Here is an 18,137-nt window from a genome sequence, read left to right as displayed (position 1 = left end):
TTTATTATCGTCTTCTTCCGTCTAAGTCTAATTGAAGCCCAAAAAAGCTAGTGTTAGATGCGCTTGTATACCTAGCATGTGTGTAACTAAATCGTAGTGAATTTAATCGAATACCAACACCTACAGATAAACCCGAAAAGTTTCTTTGATCTACTATTCTTAATTCTTCTGCTCGTCTAAAATTATAACCAAATCGTAGATTAAATCCTCGTTCTGGCCATAACTCTGCTCCTAAAATTAAATGTCGAAGTGCATTATTAAAAAAACCAACTTTTTCCTGTGTTTGATTTCCGTCTAAATCTGTTGTTGCTCTTGCTGGATTAGACACACCTATTGGCCATTTTTGTAGATTTTCCATCGTTAGATGCCACCTAATAGGAACATTCTCTAATGTTTGAGACATTCCAAAATTTACTTCAAATGGTAAGGGTTCATTCTGGCCAGCATACGTGGTAAACTGAGTTCCTAAATTTCTTACGGTTAATGCTGCATGAAAATCTAACTTTTCATTAATATACATTACACCCAAATCTACTGCTCCACCTACAGAATTATATTGCTCTAAAAGAGAAGTGATAATCTTTACATTGGCACCTACGTAAAAATCTGTATAAGGTATATTATAATTATATCCAGCAGAAATAGCAGCTTCATTACCACTAAATGTTCCTGTGGAATTACCATTAACATCATATCCATCAAACGTTCCATAATTTATGTAGGTAACACCAAAGTGAAATGTTTGCAAATGTCTGTCCCAAGTATATGCATACGCAGCTGTACCGTAAGTAATTCCTCCTAAAAAGTTAGACACATTTACAGCGAGCTGATTGTGCATTTTCCAATTTAAAGATGCAGGATTATATAATGCCTCAGTAACGTCGTGATCGAAGTTGGTAATAATTTTACCTCCTAGTGCTGCTTGTCTTGGTGATGATACAAGGTTGAGAAATTGATAAGTAGATTCACCACCCAATTGAGCAAACATAGGCAACGCTAAAAGCATAAAACAGAATTGGGTAACCCTCTTTATCATAGATTGTGCAAAATAAACAAATCTATCTTAAAACGATGATATGATTTTTTTATTTTTTTGAAGTGCTTTATTTCTATTTTAACTTCAATGTTTGACCAACTAAAATAAGATTATTAGTAAGTCCGTTTAGAGATTTTAATTCATCAACTGTAAGTCCATTTCTTTTGGAAATGTTGTATAAAGTATCTCCTTTAGATACTGTCCATAAAGACTTAGAAGTTATATTGTTGTTGTTTGTAGAGTGAGACACATTTAATTCTTGTCCTACTTTTATTAAACTAGATGACAAACCGTTTTTTCTTTTGAGTTCTTCTACTGTTAAATTATAACGCTTAGCTAAACTAAATAACGTTTCGTCTTTTTTTACAATATGAATATCGGTTTTTCTATCTGAAGATGTAATAACAGTAGAAGATGAATCTACTGTTATTACATGCATTGAATTATCATTTTCAGATTGTGTTTCAAAATTTTTAACCCTAAGCTTTTGGCCTTTGTCTACAAGAGTAGTTTCTAAATTATTAGCCTCTTTTAAAGCTGTAAGGGTTATTTTATAACGATTAGCAATATCTAAAAGGGTTTCATTTTCTTTTACAATATGATAATCTGTTTCTGTGTTACCTATATCAGAATCCTTTAAAACACTTTTAGATGATTCTGTAAGAGAATCTTTCTGAACTACTACTGATTTATCTTCTGAGTTAACCAGAGTAATCTCGCCTGTAACCACATTAAGCTTTGCTGGTTTATTGTCTAAGGCTACATCCTTAAACTGTCCTTCTACTTGACCAAAACTATTGGTAAACGAACAGATAATAAGACTAACCGTAACAACTAACCTAAAGCTTTTTTGCATTCTTTACTTTTTGATTTGTAATCGCAATATCTAAAACCTCGCTCATATCTTTCACATAATGAAAGGTTAAACCTTTAAGATATTCAGGTTTTATTTCGTCAATATCGCGTTTATTATCTTCACATAAAAGAATCTCTTTAATTTTTGCGCGTTTTGCTGCTAAAATCTTTTCTTTAATTCCACCAACTGGCAATACTTTTCCTCTTAAAGTAATTTCTCCTGTCATGGCCAAACTCTTCTTTACTTTACGTTGCGTAAATAAAGATACCAAAGACGTTAACATCGTAACACCTGCACTTGGTCCGTCTTTTGGTGTAGCACCTTCCGGAACATGAATATGCACGTTGTACTTATCAAAAACTTCTGCATTAATACCAAAAGTATCCGCATTGGCTTTAATATATTCCATAGCAATAGTAGCAGACTCTCGCATTACTTTACCTAGATTTCCTGTAATGGTAAGACTACCTTTACCTTTTGATAAGATAGACTCAATAAAAAGAATATCTCCTCCTACTCTAGTCCAAGCTAAACCTGTTACAACACCTGCTACATTATTATTTTCGTATTTATCGCGTTCTAATTTAGGACTACCTAAAACTTCAATAACATCGTCGTTAGAAATCTTTACATTATAGTCTTCTTCCATTGCAATGTTTTTGGCTGCATAACGCACCATTTTTGCAATTTGTTTTTCCAGACCTCTTACTCCAGATTCGCGCGTGTATCCTTCAACAATTTTTTCTAATTGAGGCTTTGCTATTTTAAGTGCTTTATTATCTAAGCCATGCTCTTTTAGCTGCTTAGGCAATAAATGACGTTTTGCAATTTCTACTTTTTCTTCAATAGTATAACCTGTAACATTAATAATTTCCATACGGTCTCTCAATGCAGGCTGAATAGTATTAAGACTATTAGAGGTTGCTATAAACATTACCTTAGACAGGTCGTAACCCATTTCTAAGAAGTTATCGTAAAACTCATTGTTTTGTTCTGGATCTAAAACCTCTAACATTGCAGAAGACGGATCGCCTTGGCTACCTGTAGACAACTTATCAATCTCATCTAAAACAAATACTGGGTTAGATGTACCTGCTTTCTTTAAGCTCTGAATAATTCGTCCTGGCATAGCACCAATATACGTTTTTCTATGCCCACGAATCTCTGCTTCGTCACGTAAGCCACCTAGAGAAATTCTTACATATTCTCTTCCTAAAGCTTCGGCTATAGATTTTCCTAATGAGGTTTTACCAACACCTGGAGGTCCATATAAACATAGAATTGGCGACTTCATATCATTACGAAGTTTTAAGACTGCCAAATACTCTATAATTCGTTTTTTTACATCGTCTAATCCAAAATGATCGCGATCTAAGATTTCCATGGCACGTTTTAAATCAAATTTATCTTCACTGAATTCGTTCCATGGTAAGTCTAAAAATAAATCTAAATAATTACGTTGAATAGAATACTCTGCCACCTGAGGATTCATACGTTGCATTTTTGCTAATTCCTTATCAAAATGCTCTTTTACCTTATCGTCCCAACTTTTCTCTTTGGCACGTGCTTTCATGTCTTCTATCTCCTGACCAGAAGATACACCTCCACCTAATTCTTCCTGGATGGTTTTCATCTGTTGGTGCAAGAAATACTCACGTTGCTGTTGGTTCATATCACTCTGAACCTTATTTTGAATATCGTTCTTAAGCTCAAGCTTTTGATATTCTAAGTTCATGTATTTTAAAGTCTGAAGCGCACGTTCTTTTAAATCATTAATCTTTAAAAGTTCTTGTTTTTCTTCAACCTTAAGATTCATATTAGAAGACACAAAATTTACCAAGAATGAATTGCTCTCAATGTTCTTAATTGCAAAAGTAGCCTCCGTAGGAATGTTTGGACTCTCTTTTATAATCTCTAATGACAGGTCTTTTATAGAATCTATTATTGCAGAGAATTCTTCGTTTCCAGCTTCTGGTTTTGTTTCAGATAAATCTGAAATCGTTGCGGTTAAGTATGGTTTTTCAGAAATAACCTCATTTACCATAAAACGCTTTTTACCTTGAATGATAACTGTTGTATTACCATCTGGCATTTTAAGCACTTTAAGAATGCGTGCAACTGTACCTGTTTTGTATATATCTTGAGCAGAAGGGTTTTCTACAGATTCGTCTTTTTGAGCTACAACACCTATAACTTTTCCGCCTTTGTTGGCGTCATTAATAAGTTTTATAGATGTATCTCTACCTGCTGTTATAGGGATTACAACACCTGGAAACAATACAGTGTTTCGTAATGGTAAAATAGGTAAAGACTCTGGTAAAGATTCATTATTAATTAATTCCTCATCCTCTGGAGTCATTAATGGAATTAATTCTGAATTTTCGTCAAAATCCTGCAATGACAAACTGTCAAGACTTAAAAAATTTGATTTCTTCATATTATTTTTAAGCCATTCTGTCACAAAAAATAACAGAATAGCATTTATTTAAAAGTATTAATAATTAACTTTATGTTGACTATCAATGTATTACAAGATAATCAAAGTTATTCACATCTATAATAATTCAATTGTTATGCCATTACCTTTAACTAAATTTAAAAGTTTTTTTACCTAAAGTGTAACAATATTAAAACACCTTCATCTATAGAATAAAGCAATTGTTTTTTTGACATCAACCAATCAAAATATCGAACAGTTATTAGTGCTTTGTAAATCTCGTAACCAACGTGCGCAGGTAGAAGTTTACAATAGATACAACAAAGCCATGTATAACACAGCGTTAAGAATTGTAAAAGATTCTTTTAAGGCTGAAGACATTATGCAAGAGTCATTTTTAACTGCTTTTACAAAACTTGAAACTCTAGAAGACACTAAGTTATTTGGTGCATGGTTAAAACGTATTGTGGTAAATAATAGTATTGCACATTACAACAAAGCCATAAAACAAAATGAAGTACCACTAGAACCTGTAATGTATAAAGTTGAAGATGATAACGGCATAGACGCACATAGCCAAAACAATGATGATAAGGTAAAAGAAATTATAAAAGTAATGAAGACCTTAAAACCAAATTACAACTTGGGTCTAACCTTACACCTTATTGAAGGTTATGATTATGATGAAATCTGTGACATTATGGACATCTCGTATGCCAATTGCAGAACCATGATATCCAGAGCTAAAGAAAGTTTACGTAAAAAGTTAGTACCAACTGCTTAAAAACGAAGAATTATGAAGAAAGATACCATTGATGAATTATTTGATAACCTTAGAGGTGAGTTTGATATCAACGAACCAAATACAGGTCATGAAAGTCGTTTTTTAGACAAACTTAATGCTAACACAATAGCTTCTACTGAGCCAAAGAAGTCTTCTGGTTTTAATTGGAAACCCTTTTTAGCCATAGCAGCTTCTTTAGTCATTTGCTTAGCAGTATTTACAACATCAAATGCACAGCCAGAAGTTATGGATTTAGCAAGTGTGTCTCCAGAAATGTCTGAAACTCAAGATTTCTTTACAACCACAATTAATGCTGAATTAAAAAAGCTAAACAATGAGCGCTCTCCATTAACTGAGCAAGTTATTACAGATGCGCTTAACCGAATTGAACTGTTAGAAAAAGACTATCAACAATTAAAAACTGATTTAACCGAAAGCAACAAAGACCAACGTGTTATCTATGCTATGATTAGCAACTTTCAGAACAGAATAGATGTTTTAAACACAGTTCTAGAACAAATTGAAATTATTAAAGAATTAAAAACCAACAGTGATGAACCAAAAAATACATTTTAAAATAGCACTACTCCTTTTGTTAATGCCCTTTATTGCATTAGCAAACATAGAGCCTGTTGCTATTAAAACCTCAAAAGAGCGCAACATTAAAAAGTCTTTTAATGTATCCTCTAATGCAACACTAAAAATAAGTAACAGTTATGGTAATCTTGAAGTGATTACATGGGATCAGAACAAAATTGATTTTGATATTATCATAAAAGTCACTGGTAATAATGCCGAAAAAGTTGAAGACCGTTTAGACAATATTGACATTGATTTTTCTTCGAGCAACGATTATGTATCTGCCATTACCAAAATTGGAAAAAATAATAAAAACTGGTGGAATTGGGGCAAAAAAATGAATCTTAAACTAGAGATTAACTACATCGTAAAAATGCCTATATCTGGCAATGTAGATCTTAATAACGATTATGGCTCTATAAATCTAGACCGTTTAGAAGGCAGTGCAAAAATTATCTGTGATTATGGCAAAATTACCACTAAAGAGCTGTTATCTAGCAATAACGAACTACGTTTTGATTACACCAACAACAGTTACTTTGAATACATTAAAGGTGGGAGAATTAATGCAGATTACAGTGGCTTTACTGTGGCTAAAGCAGAGAATTTAAAAATCAATGCTGACTATTCTAAATCTGTTGTTGAGGCTGCAGAAAATGTTGAATATGTATGTGATTATGGCTCTCTAACAATTGATAACGTTAATAACCTGAGTGGAAATGGAGACTACTTATCATTAAGGTTAGGCAACATATACAAAAATGCAAGAATTAGGGCTAATTACGGATCTCTAAAGATAGATCGCATAGCTTCTAAAGCTAAGATTATAGATATCGATTCTGAGTTTATGGGTATTACCATTGGCTACGATAGCAATTACAATTTTGATTTTGATATCGATCTAGAATATGCCTCATTAAGAGATTCAGATACATTTAATTTCACCAATAAAGAGGTGGATTCTTTTGAAAAAAAATACAATGGTTACCATGGCACTAAAGGCTCTGGCAACTATGTAAAAATAAAATCACAGTACGGAAGCGTAAGCTTTAAACAACAATAATCAAAAAAAACGAACAGTAACCAAACAATTCAAAATCATGAAATTATTAAAATCAATTACGTTAGTAGTTTTTCTTTTTAGTGTTACAACATCTTGTGCGCAATGGGGAAAATCAGAAAAAGTTAAAGGCAACGGAAACATTACTACAGAAAACAGATCTACAGGAGACTATGATGGCTTAAAATCTGCTGGACCAATGAACTTTAAGCTGGTACAAGGCAAAGAAGGAAACATTACCATTGAAGGTGATTCTAACCTTATGGAACACATCGTTACCAAAGTTGAAGGAGGTAAACTTGTTGTAAAAGTTGAAGATGGTGTTAATCTTAGACCTTCTAAAACAATCGTAGTAACAATTCCTTATGAATCTATTAACTCTGTATCCTTAGCTGGCTCTGGTGATATTGAAAACTCTGGCACTATTAAATCAGATCATTTTGATGTATCCATTGCAGGATCTGGCGACATCAATTTAAATATTAGCTCTAACTCAGTTGAAAGTAGTATTTCTGGATCAGGTGACATTGAGTTAAGTGGTTCTACCACAGATTTGACTACAAAAATAACAGGGTCTGGAGATTTTGATGGTAGCGATTTAGACAGTACTAATGTTACTGCTAAAATTACTGGTTCTGGTGGTGCTAATGTAGTTTGTAATGGTGAACTTAAAGTAAGAATTACAGGCTCTGGTGATGTAAAATACTCAGGAAACCCAACCAACAAAGACACTAAAGTAACAGGCTCTGGTAGCGTTAGCAACTAGTGCCCAATCAATCAACCAAAAAAGAAGAAAGGACAAGTGTTTGCTTGTCCTTTTTTATTTAAATATTATTTCATCAAATAATTGTGTGTAACTTTTAGACATAAAGTTGATAAAATTACTTTTTAGATTAATTGGAATCTCATTATCAATATCAACACAAAAACAAAACCCTGTATCTAAATTCCCTCCTACTGACACTTTATTGTCTAGAGCAAAGTCCATCAGAATATCAGTTATCTCATCTTCATAACTTAGATTTAAAAACTTGGATTTAAATTGAAAACATAATTCTCTATTCTTCATAAAAATTAATTACTTCGTCCCAGCTTCAAAATCTACTTTCCATTTTTCCCATTCGTCTAAGAAATAGTTAAGGATAATTGGGTTATCTAAAGTATTCTGTTTTGTGTCTGCAATAGCAATATCCTTAGGAAAAATAAAGGCTTGTTCTATTTGGTTTGGGTTGAGATATTTTAAATCTTCAGGCAAAGCTTTAGTATCTACTTTACTGTCGTTTCCTTCATGTCTGGCGATAATAAATCCCCAATCTCCAAACGATGGTATATACGTGTGATATGGTTGTACGTCTTCAAAAACTGATGCCAAGGTATTGTTGATACAACTAAAGACTTTATTTGAGAAATAGATTTCGCCAGATTGTGTTACAAAAACACCATCCTTTTTAAGGTTTCGCTTCGCCATTAAAAAAAACTGCTTGCTGTACAATCTTGCCAAAGCCTGATTGGTTGGGTCTGGCAAATCTGCAATGATTACATCGTACTTTTCAGTATTATTAAAAAGATAAGTAAACGCATCTTCTGGTATAAGATTTACTTTTTCATTTTTTGCAGCATCTGCGTTAATATCCTTTAGATATTTATTCTCTTTTGCCAGATAAAACATGGTACTATCAATATCTACAACATCAACACGCTGCACAGAACTATGCTTTAAAACTTCTCTACTCGCTAAATTTTCGCCTCCACCAAGAATTAAAACACGCTTTGGATTGTAATGCATCGCTAGAGGAATATGTACCAAAGACTCATGGTAACGATGCTCATCTGAAGATGAAAATTGTATCACTCTATTAAGGTACAACCTAACATCTCCTTGTGTTTTGGTCATTACAATTTTTTGATATGGTGTTTGCTCATTCAATACAATAGGACGCTTGTAAATTTTCTGATCCCAAACCTTTAAGAGCTTACCGCCAAACAACACTAAAACGACCAAAGCAATAACGGCCAAAAAGCCAAAAATGCTGTTTCGTTTTTTGTCTTTGAGTAAGGTATAATTCAAAAGAATACCTAAGACAATATTTACAATTCCGAAAATTAGCGACGAATAGTACAAGCCAACAAACGGAAGTATGATGAATGGAAAAATTAAGGTGGCAATAAGTCCTCCAATGTAATCTAACGACAATACATTAGATAAGTTGTTTTTGATATTACTCTCCTCTAAAGCAAAGGTTAGTAATGGCACTTCCATACCTGTAAGTAATCCTATTACAAAAATGATAGCCAAACAACTAATTTGCAATATCATTGGAGACACGTACACAAATAGCATGTAAAGGAGTGGCACAGAAATACCTCCAATAAAACCAAGCAGATACTCTACATTGATAAAAAATGTGAGTGGCTTGTCCTTAAAAAATTTAGACAAAAAGGCACCTATTCCCATAGAAAACAGATACACACCAATAATAATAGAGAACTGTCTTACACCATCTCCTAAAAAATAAGTTGCAGTAGTACTAATTAATAATTCGTAGATGATTGAGCATAAACCTGCAATAAATACAGCAAATGGAATTAGTGCTTTTTTATTCATTAAAAATTGATTATGTTTGAGCAAATTAACCTGTCAAAGATGAATAAAAAAATTATAACTGGTCTTGCTTTAACTAAAAAAATAACGTTGACTGCAGCTGTTGTTGCCTCGTTAACACTTCAAAGTTGTGGCGACGACGATCCGAGTCCACGCATTAAAGATGCACAGCAAGAAACGGTTTACGAATCTACACAAGGTGTTATCACTGAGGTTGAAGAAGTAGAACCAGGAAATGATTATAAAATCATCGACGAGCGTTTAATTGATGATAAAGATAAATCTCTTGCTATTGTACACACATTAGAGGGAACAACAGATACATTATCTTTAAGAAAAATGAAAAATGACGAGTCATCTTACAGTCGTCATTCGGGTTTAAGAAGCATTCTGTACTACTCATTAGCAGCTTCTTATTTTAATAGAAGTTTACGTAACGTTACACCAAACCAAAGTAACTACAAAAATGCTTCTGCTTATAATAAATCTACAGGATTAAAAAACGATTTAAGAAGCTCTGCAACATCTCGAAGAGTAAGTGTACCAGGAAAATCATCTAGAGGATATGGCAGCGGAAAGTCGTTTAGATCGTTTGGAGGATAGTCGTTTTAAAGAAATAAAACGTCTTAAAAAGAAACACGTTCCACATCGCTTACACTGGTATTTAGAAGAAGACTATTTTTCTGAAGAATTACTTGGTATTTACCGTTCAGAGGTAGAGCAACTACGTCGTATTTCTGATGAAGCGTTTTATTTATTTCAACGTGCCACTGACAAAATCATTGCCGAGCACAAGTTAGGAGAACTTGGTATTCCGTTATCGTTTCAAAAATGTATTGAACATAGCTGGAAGAACAAGAACAAACATCCTTTTCTCTATGGTCGTTTTGATATTAATGGAGGTTTAAAATCTGATTATGGTCGCATTATAGAGTTTAATGCAGACACATGCAGCACATTGCCTGAGACATTATTGTGGCAACCTCTTCAATTAGAACAATTAAAAGGCAATCCGCAAAGTTTTAATACTCTAAAGTTTGATATAAAAGATGCTTTATCTAACCTAAAATCTTATTTAGGTAAAGACAAACCTGTTTTTCTGGGAACTTCCTTTGGCTATATTGAAGACAAAGAAAACGTTAACTGCATTATAGATATAGCTTACGAAGCTGGCTATAAACCATTTTATTCAGACTTAGAGCATGTCGTTTTTTCGGATGAAGGTGTATTTCATCAAATTGGTGATGAATATGAAGATGTTGATGTGCTTTTTAAAATGATTCCTTGGGATTGGATGTTTAATGACGAGCCTGAATTGGCACACATCCTTTCAGACTTAATTCTAAATGATAAAGTTGTAGTTTTAAATCCACCATACACAGCGATTTGGCAGAATAAAAAGTTTTTGGCCTATATCACACAAAACTTCCCGAATAACATTTTGGCTGAAACGTATTTGAACAAAGAACCTAGCTTATACAATTATGTACAAAAACCTGTTTATGGTCGTTTGGGTGAAAATATATCTATAGAAGCTATGGGTAATTCTGAAGCTAAATCTAAAGGTGATTTTGGACATCAGGATATGGTATTTCAAAAATTCTATCCATTGAACAAAGATGAAGAAGATTATTTTTATCAAATAGGAATGTTCTACACATCGAGAGCGTCTGCCATAAACTTAAGAACACAAGAATCAAAGATTATTACCGATGATTGTGAGTTTATGTCTCACTTTATTATTTAACTTATAAGAATTTAAGATTGCTAAAAGTAATACTAGTCATATTAATAATATTAACAGTATTAATGTGCTATCAAGAAAGTAAAAACAGAAAGATTAATTTCTTTTTAGCTTTATTGATTTGCATAGTAACGACTCCTCTTATTGGCTATTTTATCATTTCATCTTTTGGATTAAGGAATCCTAAAGGATGTAATTGGTGTGGTAACACTAAAAATGAAGCTGTTTTTTGTGGAATATGTGGTAAAAATGATGAAGGCTTGTCCAGAGAAATTGAAAATAAGTCCTAATTAAATTAAGTCCTCAGAAATTATTGAGATAGCCTCTCCCCTTTCTATCTGCTTAATAACAACTTTATCTGAACTAAAAGACTTCATTAACAATTCTTGAATTTTCTTAGCGTCAAAAGGTCTGCAAGAAAAAATATCTACTGCTGCAAATTGATGTTCTGGCCAGGAATGTATACTGACATGGCTTTCTTCTAAAAGAATAAATCCTGTGACACCTATGGGCTCAAACTGTTTGTATGACTCATTAACCTTGGTAAGCTGTAATTCTTCAACAATAGCATTTAATACTGTTTTTACAGTAGGTATAAATGATAGTGTATCTGCATTACAGTTATACACATCCCAAGTAATATGTGTGCCTAGAGAGGTTTTCAAGATTATTGATTGAATTTATTCGTCTTCAGAATAGTCGTTGTAAGAACTAAGCATTAAGTTCATAAATTCTACACTATCATAAACTTTAACCAATGTTGTATAAGACTCATCAGCATCTACTTCTACCATTTCTGGTAATGTTTCTCTTGGACCGTAATCCCAAGTAACCTTATTAATAACATCTGTTAAGACATTGTAGTTTCCTTCAATCGTCATACCCAAAAACGTAACTTCTTTATTTGGTAAAGAAGAAGTATACGAATCTTGAAAAGCTGGTGGACCATAGTATTCGTCTGCAACTAAATACTCAGATAAGGAAGGATTTATCATGTATACAGACTCTGTAAAGTTATATTTTATTATGCTATCGTTCTCTAAGGTTAACTGATGCTCACCTGGTCCCATTTCTACCCAAACAACATCCTTTGGTGGTACCAAAACCCTTAAAGTATCTACTACAACTTCAACAGATACGTCTGTAGGATTATCTATAGCAAGATCTACTTTACTACTACAAGATGAAAATACAGTTAGAGATAAAATGGAAAGAATTAATAGCTTTTTCATTATATGTTAAATTAAGTTACTGGCAATATAAGAATATTTACGAAGTATATATCCTAAATGAAAATAATAGTAACAAAAATCTAAAGTTTAATATAAACAAACGTAATACGTTCTGTTATCACAGAATCATCTACCGTGCTTTGCGCATAAAAAGCATCATCTATAGCTACAAATAACGAGTTACCATTTCTAAAATATTGATTTGTAACACCCTCATTATCTGTTATAAAAACAGAATTCCCTTCTTGATACCAAGTGAAGGCAATATCTTCTATGATAGTATTACAGTCTATAAAAAAATCTTCGCCTCCTTCATTGGGAGTAAAAGTAATATCTGCATAAGATCTTAAAAACATAGCACCTGTTCCATCAGTATTGAATGTCATTGTTTCGTTGGTGTAGCAATCTATTTCATCTAAATAATTGTTAGTAACAACACCATCATTATCAATATCTCTTAAGTTATCTGTAATCCAACTGACTAGAATCCAATCTCCTGGTGTTTCTACAAATTCTTGTTGACAATCTCCTAATCCTAAAATTAATGATTGTAAGACTGCACTTTCTCCACAAACCTCTTGCTGGTATTCTAAAGCAGACTTGTAGGCTTCACACAATTGTTGGTAACTGTCGTCTTCGGTATAATTATTATAATTAGCTTCAGCAATTTCTGTAGCTGCAATGGCTTCAGCACATAAATCATCGTCATAGCAATCATCTAGTTCATCAGACAACAATTGCAAACTACCATCTTCATCACCACAGATTTCTATTTGGTTTAATAGCGCTTCTTTGTAATCTAAACAAAATTCATAATAGTCTTCTTCGGAAGCATTTAGAAAGTTTCCAAGAGCCATAGATGTAGTCTCTATAGCCTCTATACACGCAGTGTCTTCAAAGATAATTTCACCTTCATAAGGTTCGTTATCGCAATTTGCAGCCATAAATAAAATGGCAAATGCACAAAGCATAAATATTTTCTTAACCATAGCATGCTAAAGTTAAGAATAAATTTTGAAACTATTTTTTAGGAACTCTAAAGAGTAAAATAATACCTACAAGAAAAAATATAAATAAGAACAGTATTGAATTGCGCATACTACCTGTAATTTGGTCTATAAAACCATATATAAGCATACCTATAACAATACCTATTTTTTCTGCAACGTCATAAAAACTAAAATAAGATGTTGTATCTTCTGTTTCTGGTAAAAATTTTGAATAGGTTGAACGTGCCAAAGATTGTATACCTCCCATTACCAATCCGACTAAAGATGCTGCTATATAAAATTGAACAGGTGTTTCCATAAAATATGCATAAAAACATAAGCACATCCAAATAAAATTCACGGCAATTAATGTTGGTATATTTCCAAATTTTGATGATGCTTTTGATGTTAGTATTGCACCTACAATTGCCACAAGTTGAATAACTAATATACTTACTATTAATCCTGTTGTTTTTGCCTCATCACTTCCCCAAGCAATTTCCTCTTCCCCAAAATAAACAGCGACTAACATTATAGTTTGCACAGCCATACTAAACACAAAAAAAGCATTGAGATATCGTTTTAACCTTAGGTTTTGTTTTAACTCTATCCAAACACCTTTTAACTCTTTAAAACCATTAAAGATGACATCTTTAGTTACTTTATGCCCAGAAGATGCGCCCTTTGGCAGTACATAAAATGTATATTGACTAAAACCTGCCCACCAAATACCTACGGTTATAAATGAATAACGCATCATTTGCACCTTATCTGCAGCATCTTCTTGACTCATTACCATAGCCAAATTAATTATAAGTAATATAACACTTCCAATGTATCCTAGACTAAAGCCTTTAGCACTTATACTATCTTGTTGTTCCTCATGTGCTATATCTGGTAAGTAAGAGTTGTAAAACACCAAACTTCCCCAATAACCTATAAGTCCCATAAAATAGAACAACAAGCTAAGATGGATTTCATCTGGACTTTTATCGAAAAAATACAAGCCTACACAGCCTACAGATCCTACATAACAAAAGAATTTCATAAAATTCTTCTTATTACCTATATAATCTGAAATACCAGATAAAATTGGTGATAAAAAAGCTACAACTAAAAACGTGAAAGCCGTAACAAACGTAATAAGAGCCGTACTTTTAAATTCATAACCAAAAGCCACAACAGTCTTTACTTCAGCAAGAAATAAAGATGAATAAAATATTGGAAATATTGATGAAGCAATGGTTAATGTATATACAGAATTTGCCCAATCGTAGAATGCCCATGCATTAAGAAGTTTCTTACTTCCTTTTTTAAGTTCGCTCATAGATATAAATTAAAAAAGCTGCTCAAATTGAGCAGCTCCTAAAGTAAATAAATATTCTTTAACCCAATATTAATTTATTGGTCTAAATGTTGTGACATCAAATTTTTTCGCTTCAGCTTTAGCTTTTGACGAAAGTGATTGTAAATTTTTAATTCTAGAATCGTTGCTTGGGTGCGTACTTAAGAATTCTGGTGGTGCTTGTCCTCCGCTATTCGCTTTCATACGTTTCCATAATTCTGCCGCTTCGTCTGGATTATAACCCGCTATTGCCATTAAGTACAATCCTATTTTATCAGCTTCTGTTTCATGTGCTCTACTAAATGGTAACATACCTCCTACATTACTTGCTAAGCCGTAAGCTTGCATCCATAATTGTTGTTTTTCTGGACTCTCATTTCCGGTTGCAACAGCAACACCTATACCTCCTAATTGCTGTAACATTCCAGAGCTCATACGCTGTTGACCATGATTTGCCAAAGCATGAGCAACTTCGTGTCCCATAATTGCAGCTACACCTGTTTCATTTTGTGCAATTGGTAAAATGCCTGTATAAAAAGCTATTTTACCACCTGGCATACACCATGCATTAACTTGATCAGACTCTATTAATTTATATTCCCATTTGTAATCTTCTAAATAACCTTGATGTCCATTTGCATTTAACCAACGTTCTGCAGCTACAGCTATACGCTGACCTACTCTGGTAATCATCTCTGCATCTTTAGTTCCTGTTATAACTTTGCTTTCATTTAATACCTGATTATATTGAGCAAAAGATGAAGGAAACAATTGATCGTTAGATACAAATGCCATTGTTTTTTTTCCTGTGAAAGGGTTAGTAGCACATGATACAACGATTGCTACTATTCCTAGTATTGATAATGCTTTTTTAAAAGTCATAGTTAATATTTTTAAATATTATGTATTTACTAAAGTACAAAAATCTATTTGTAACTATAAGACACTTCTTTTTTTAGTTGGTCACTAAGAGTTTTCTTCTTCTCCTATAATATGAAGCTCAGCGAAGTTTTTATCTACAACAAAAGAGTTGGTTCCATTGGATTTTAAATGTTCTAAAGAAATAACCTGATTGTCTATCTGAATTTCTGAAATATTAAAAGGCAATCCATGAATAATAACATTAAAGGTTTCATATTCGGTAATATACTTTCCTTCTTTATGCTGATTTATAATGAGCTCATTTTCTCTTCCTGTAAGGCTAAAGTTTCTTAGACTGTAACGTCCTTTTGTATAATCGTAACCATCGTTAGCATCACTATACAATTCACTTACTTCTTTACCTTCTTTATAATAAACATCTAGTGTAATCTCTTTTATTTCCTTTTCACCTACATATTGCTGAACTGGAAACTTTGGAATAATTGCTCCTTCTTTTATATAAATTGGCATGCTATCGATATCTGCATCTACCCACATCTCTTTTCCGCCTTTTATAATCTCATCCGTCCAGAAATTATACCAACTTCCTCGAGGAATATACATTCTGCGTCCTTTTGCATTAGGTTCTAATACAGGGCAAGCCAAAATTTGTTCACCAAATATAAACTCGTCTGTTCTGTAATGTGTTTGAACATCGTCTTGGTCGAACATCACTAAAGATTTCAATAACGGTGTTCCGTGGTCAACATAGTTCCAAAAAGCTGTGTACAAATACGGAAGTAGTTGATATCTTAATTCTATGAATTTTCTAACGATGTCAGTAACATCTTCATCAAAAGCCCAAGGTTCTTGATCTCCATGATCACCTGATGAATGTACTCTGAAGAAAGGATGAAAAACACCTAATTGAATCCAACGTGTAAACAATTCTCCTTGTGGTTGCTCTGCAAAACCACCTATATCACTTCCTGCAAATGAAAAACCAGACATGGCTAAACGTTGCGCCTGAATGTTCGCAATCCATAAATGCTCCCAAGTTGCAACATTATCACCTGTCCAAGTGGACGTATAACGCTGCGTACCAGAATAAGCTGATCTTGTGATTACAAACGGACGTTTTGGAAACGAATACTTCTTTAAGCCTTGATACGTTGCACGTGCCATTTGCATACCATAAATATTATGCGCCTTTCTGTGACTGCAAGGGTTGCCATCGTAATCGTGTCTTACATCATCTGGAAATGTTTTATTAGGCACCTCCATTACGGCTGGCTCATTCATATCATTCCAAACGCCTTTAATACCTATTTCTTCTATTAGTTCTTTAAAAAGTCCTGACCACCAATCTCTAACTTCCGGATTTGTGAAATCTGGAAAATAACACTCACCAGGCCAAACTTTTCCTTTCATATAAGGACCGTCTGCGCGTTTACAGAAATAATCATTTTCTAAGGCTTCTTTAAAAACTGAATAATCCTTATCTATTTTTATTCCAGGATCTATAATTGCAACAGTTTTAAAACCTTGCTCCTTTAGCTCATCTACCATTCGCTTTGGATCTGGAAAATATTCCTTATTCCATGTAAAGCAACGGAAGCCATCCATATAGTCGATATCTAAATAAATAGCATCGCAAGGAATCTGAAGCTCTCTAAATTTTGATGTTATTTCTTTTACCTTGTTTTCTGGATAATAACTCCACTTACACTGATGAAAGCCAAGAGCCCATAAAGGTGGCAAATGATGAGGTTTTCCTGTTAAATCTGTATAACTTTCTACAACATCATTCATTTTTGGGCCGTAGAAAAAGTAATAATTCATCTCACCGCCTTGCGCCCAAAAACTTGTTACGTTTCGTCTTTCTTGGGCAAAATCAAAAGAGCTTCTAAATGAATTATCAAAGAAAATTCCATAAGCCTTACCATGATGAAGACCTGTATAAAAAGGAATTGTTTTATAAATTGGATCTGTATCTTTTCCGTAAGCATAAGAATCCGTTACCCAATTGGTGTAACGTTTTCCTTTTAAATTTAAGTGATTTGGTTTATCTCCCAGTCCGTAATAACTTTCTCCATCGTTAGATATTTTACTCATCTTTACGATGTTTCCGCCAAACTCATAACTTTCTTCCCAATGAAAACCAATCTCGTCTTGATTAATTAAAATACCATCTTTAACATCATAGATTGAAACACGAAGACTTTCTTTTGAAATCTCGCACCTCAGCTTTGAGGTAATTACAACGTATTTGTCTTCATTGTCTTTAATTTCTAACTTGTTATATCCAATACTTGCATACTTGGTTATAGCATAAGAGAAATCATTATCAAACGTTCCTACGGTTGTATATCTAAATCTTAAAAGGCTATCTCTAACAACTGTTAATTGAAGAATAACATCGTTATCTGTTGAGAAATAAAGCTTATCAACATCTTTCTCAAAGCCTATTATTTTTGAAGGAAACTGATTTCCTTTATTCTCTAATTCTGTGTTTGTTATCATAGCATGATTTAATATAAAAGGGCATGTAAAAAAACGGAAAAATTAGAACTTAAGAAAGCGGTTAACATTGTAATTATACAGAATTGTCA

At 33.1% G+C, this 18,137-nt stretch carries 18 protein-coding genes; 7 read left to right on the top strand and 11 right to left on the bottom strand.

Features of this window, described 5'->3' with window-relative positions:
* Positions 1-4: 4 nt before the first annotated feature.
* From porQ to lon, 3 genes are all read right to left on the bottom strand, one after another.
* Positions 5-1,036: a type IX secretion system protein PorQ gene (porQ, locus tag P7122_RS14570; RefSeq protein ID WP_278006530.1), complete on the bottom strand. Its 1,032-nt coding sequence runs from the start codon at positions 1,034-1,036 to the stop codon at positions 5-7.
* A gap of 73 nt (positions 1,037-1,109) precedes the next feature.
* Positions 1,110-1,892, bottom strand: a complete 783-nt coding sequence (locus P7122_RS14565) for a LysM peptidoglycan-binding domain-containing protein (protein ID WP_278006529.1) — start codon at positions 1,890-1,892, stop codon at positions 1,110-1,112.
* Positions 1,876-4,329 (bottom strand): endopeptidase La, encoded by a 2,454-nt coding sequence (gene lon / locus P7122_RS14560; protein WP_278006528.1) that lies wholly within the window; start codon positions 4,327-4,329, stop codon positions 1,876-1,878. Before lon ends, P7122_RS14565 begins: the two co-directional genes overlap by 17 nt.
* A gap of 229 nt (positions 4,330-4,558) precedes the next feature.
* Here lon and P7122_RS14555 point away from each other — a divergent pair, with 229 nt between their 5' ends.
* From P7122_RS14555 to P7122_RS14540, 4 genes are read left to right on the top strand one after another with little or no spacing between them, the layout of a single operon-like run.
* Positions 4,559-5,113 (top strand): RNA polymerase sigma factor, encoded by a 555-nt coding sequence (locus P7122_RS14555; RefSeq protein ID WP_278006527.1) that lies wholly within the window; start codon positions 4,559-4,561, stop codon positions 5,111-5,113.
* A gap of 12 nt (positions 5,114-5,125) precedes the next feature.
* Positions 5,126-5,689 carry a hypothetical protein gene (locus tag P7122_RS14550; protein ID WP_278006526.1) on the top strand — a complete coding sequence of 188 codons (564 nt, stop codon included), beginning with the start codon at positions 5,126-5,128 and terminating at the stop codon, positions 5,687-5,689.
* The gene (locus tag P7122_RS14545; RefSeq protein WP_278006525.1) at positions 5,667-6,755 is read left to right on the top strand and encodes a hypothetical protein; all 1,089 of its coding nucleotides are present in this window, start codon (positions 5,667-5,669) and stop codon (positions 6,753-6,755) included. Before P7122_RS14550 ends, P7122_RS14545 begins: the two co-directional genes overlap by 23 nt.
* A gap of 37 nt (positions 6,756-6,792) precedes the next feature.
* On the top strand, positions 6,793-7,518 hold the full coding sequence (locus P7122_RS14540; protein WP_278006524.1) for a head GIN domain-containing protein: 726 nt from the start codon (positions 6,793-6,795) through the stop codon (positions 7,516-7,518).
* A 54-nt stretch (positions 7,519-7,572) separates the two neighbouring features.
* Here P7122_RS14540 and P7122_RS14535 read toward each other — a convergent pair whose 3' ends face one another.
* Both P7122_RS14535 and P7122_RS14530 read right to left on the bottom strand, forming a co-directional pair.
* On the bottom strand, positions 7,573-7,821 hold the full coding sequence (locus tag P7122_RS14535; RefSeq protein WP_278006523.1) for a hypothetical protein: 249 nt from the start codon (positions 7,819-7,821) through the stop codon (positions 7,573-7,575).
* Positions 7,822-7,830: 9 nt separating this feature from the next.
* Positions 7,831-9,357 (bottom strand): polyamine aminopropyltransferase, encoded by a 1,527-nt coding sequence (locus P7122_RS14530; RefSeq protein WP_278006522.1) that lies wholly within the window; start codon positions 9,355-9,357, stop codon positions 7,831-7,833.
* A 39-nt stretch (positions 9,358-9,396) separates the two neighbouring features.
* On the opposite strand from P7122_RS14530, the gene P7122_RS14525 reads away from it, so the two are divergent.
* The 3 genes from P7122_RS14525 (at position 9,397) to P7122_RS14515 (ending at position 11,388) form a co-directional block, all read left to right on the top strand.
* Positions 9,397-9,957 carry a Cj0371 family chemotaxis-regulating polar lipoprotein gene (locus P7122_RS14525; RefSeq protein ID WP_278006521.1) on the top strand — a complete coding sequence of 187 codons (561 nt, stop codon included), beginning with the start codon at positions 9,397-9,399 and terminating at the stop codon, positions 9,955-9,957.
* Complete coding sequence (locus P7122_RS14520; protein ID WP_278006520.1) at positions 9,920-11,101, top strand: glutathionylspermidine synthase family protein; 1,182 nt, start codon at positions 9,920-9,922, stop codon at positions 11,099-11,101. The genes P7122_RS14525 and P7122_RS14520 overlap by 38 nt, the downstream gene beginning before the upstream one ends.
* 62 nt (positions 11,102-11,163) lie before the next feature.
* A complete protein-coding gene (locus P7122_RS14515) occupies positions 11,164-11,388 on the top strand; it encodes a hypothetical protein (RefSeq protein ID WP_278006519.1) in 225 nt (74 codons plus the stop codon).
* Here the strand turns inward: P7122_RS14515 and speD are convergent, their stop codons facing one another.
* The 6 genes from speD to P7122_RS14485 form a co-directional block, all read right to left on the bottom strand.
* On the bottom strand, positions 11,389-11,763 hold the full coding sequence (speD, locus tag P7122_RS14510; RefSeq protein ID WP_278006518.1) for an adenosylmethionine decarboxylase: 375 nt from the start codon (positions 11,761-11,763) through the stop codon (positions 11,389-11,391). It lies immediately after the preceding gene.
* 15 nt (positions 11,764-11,778) lie between these two features.
* Entirely contained in the window at positions 11,779-12,330 is a 552-nt protein-coding gene (locus tag P7122_RS14505) for a hypothetical protein (protein WP_278006517.1), read from the bottom strand.
* Between the two features lie 80 nt (positions 12,331-12,410).
* The gene (locus P7122_RS14500) at positions 12,411-13,319 is read right to left on the bottom strand and encodes a hypothetical protein (RefSeq protein WP_278006516.1); all 909 of its coding nucleotides are present in this window, start codon (positions 13,317-13,319) and stop codon (positions 12,411-12,413) included.
* A 31-nt stretch (positions 13,320-13,350) separates the two neighbouring features.
* Positions 13,351-14,646 carry an MFS transporter gene (locus tag P7122_RS14495; protein WP_278006515.1) on the bottom strand — a complete coding sequence of 432 codons (1,296 nt, stop codon included), beginning with the start codon at positions 14,644-14,646 and terminating at the stop codon, positions 13,351-13,353.
* A 69-nt stretch (positions 14,647-14,715) separates the two neighbouring features.
* Positions 14,716-15,546 (bottom strand): M48 family metallopeptidase, encoded by an 831-nt coding sequence (locus P7122_RS14490; RefSeq protein WP_278006514.1) that lies wholly within the window; start codon positions 15,544-15,546, stop codon positions 14,716-14,718.
* 84 nt (positions 15,547-15,630) lie between these two features.
* Entirely contained in the window at positions 15,631-18,048 is a 2,418-nt protein-coding gene (locus P7122_RS14485; RefSeq protein WP_278006513.1) for a glycoside hydrolase family 31 protein, read from the bottom strand.
* Positions 18,049-18,137: the final 89 nt, after the last annotated feature.

It is taken from the genome of Winogradskyella marincola, from assembly GCF_029624125.1.
In the GTDB taxonomy this organism is placed as follows: domain Bacteria; phylum Bacteroidota; class Bacteroidia; order Flavobacteriales; family Flavobacteriaceae; genus Winogradskyella; species Winogradskyella marincola.
This window is presented reverse-complemented; position numbering and strand designations above follow the sequence as displayed.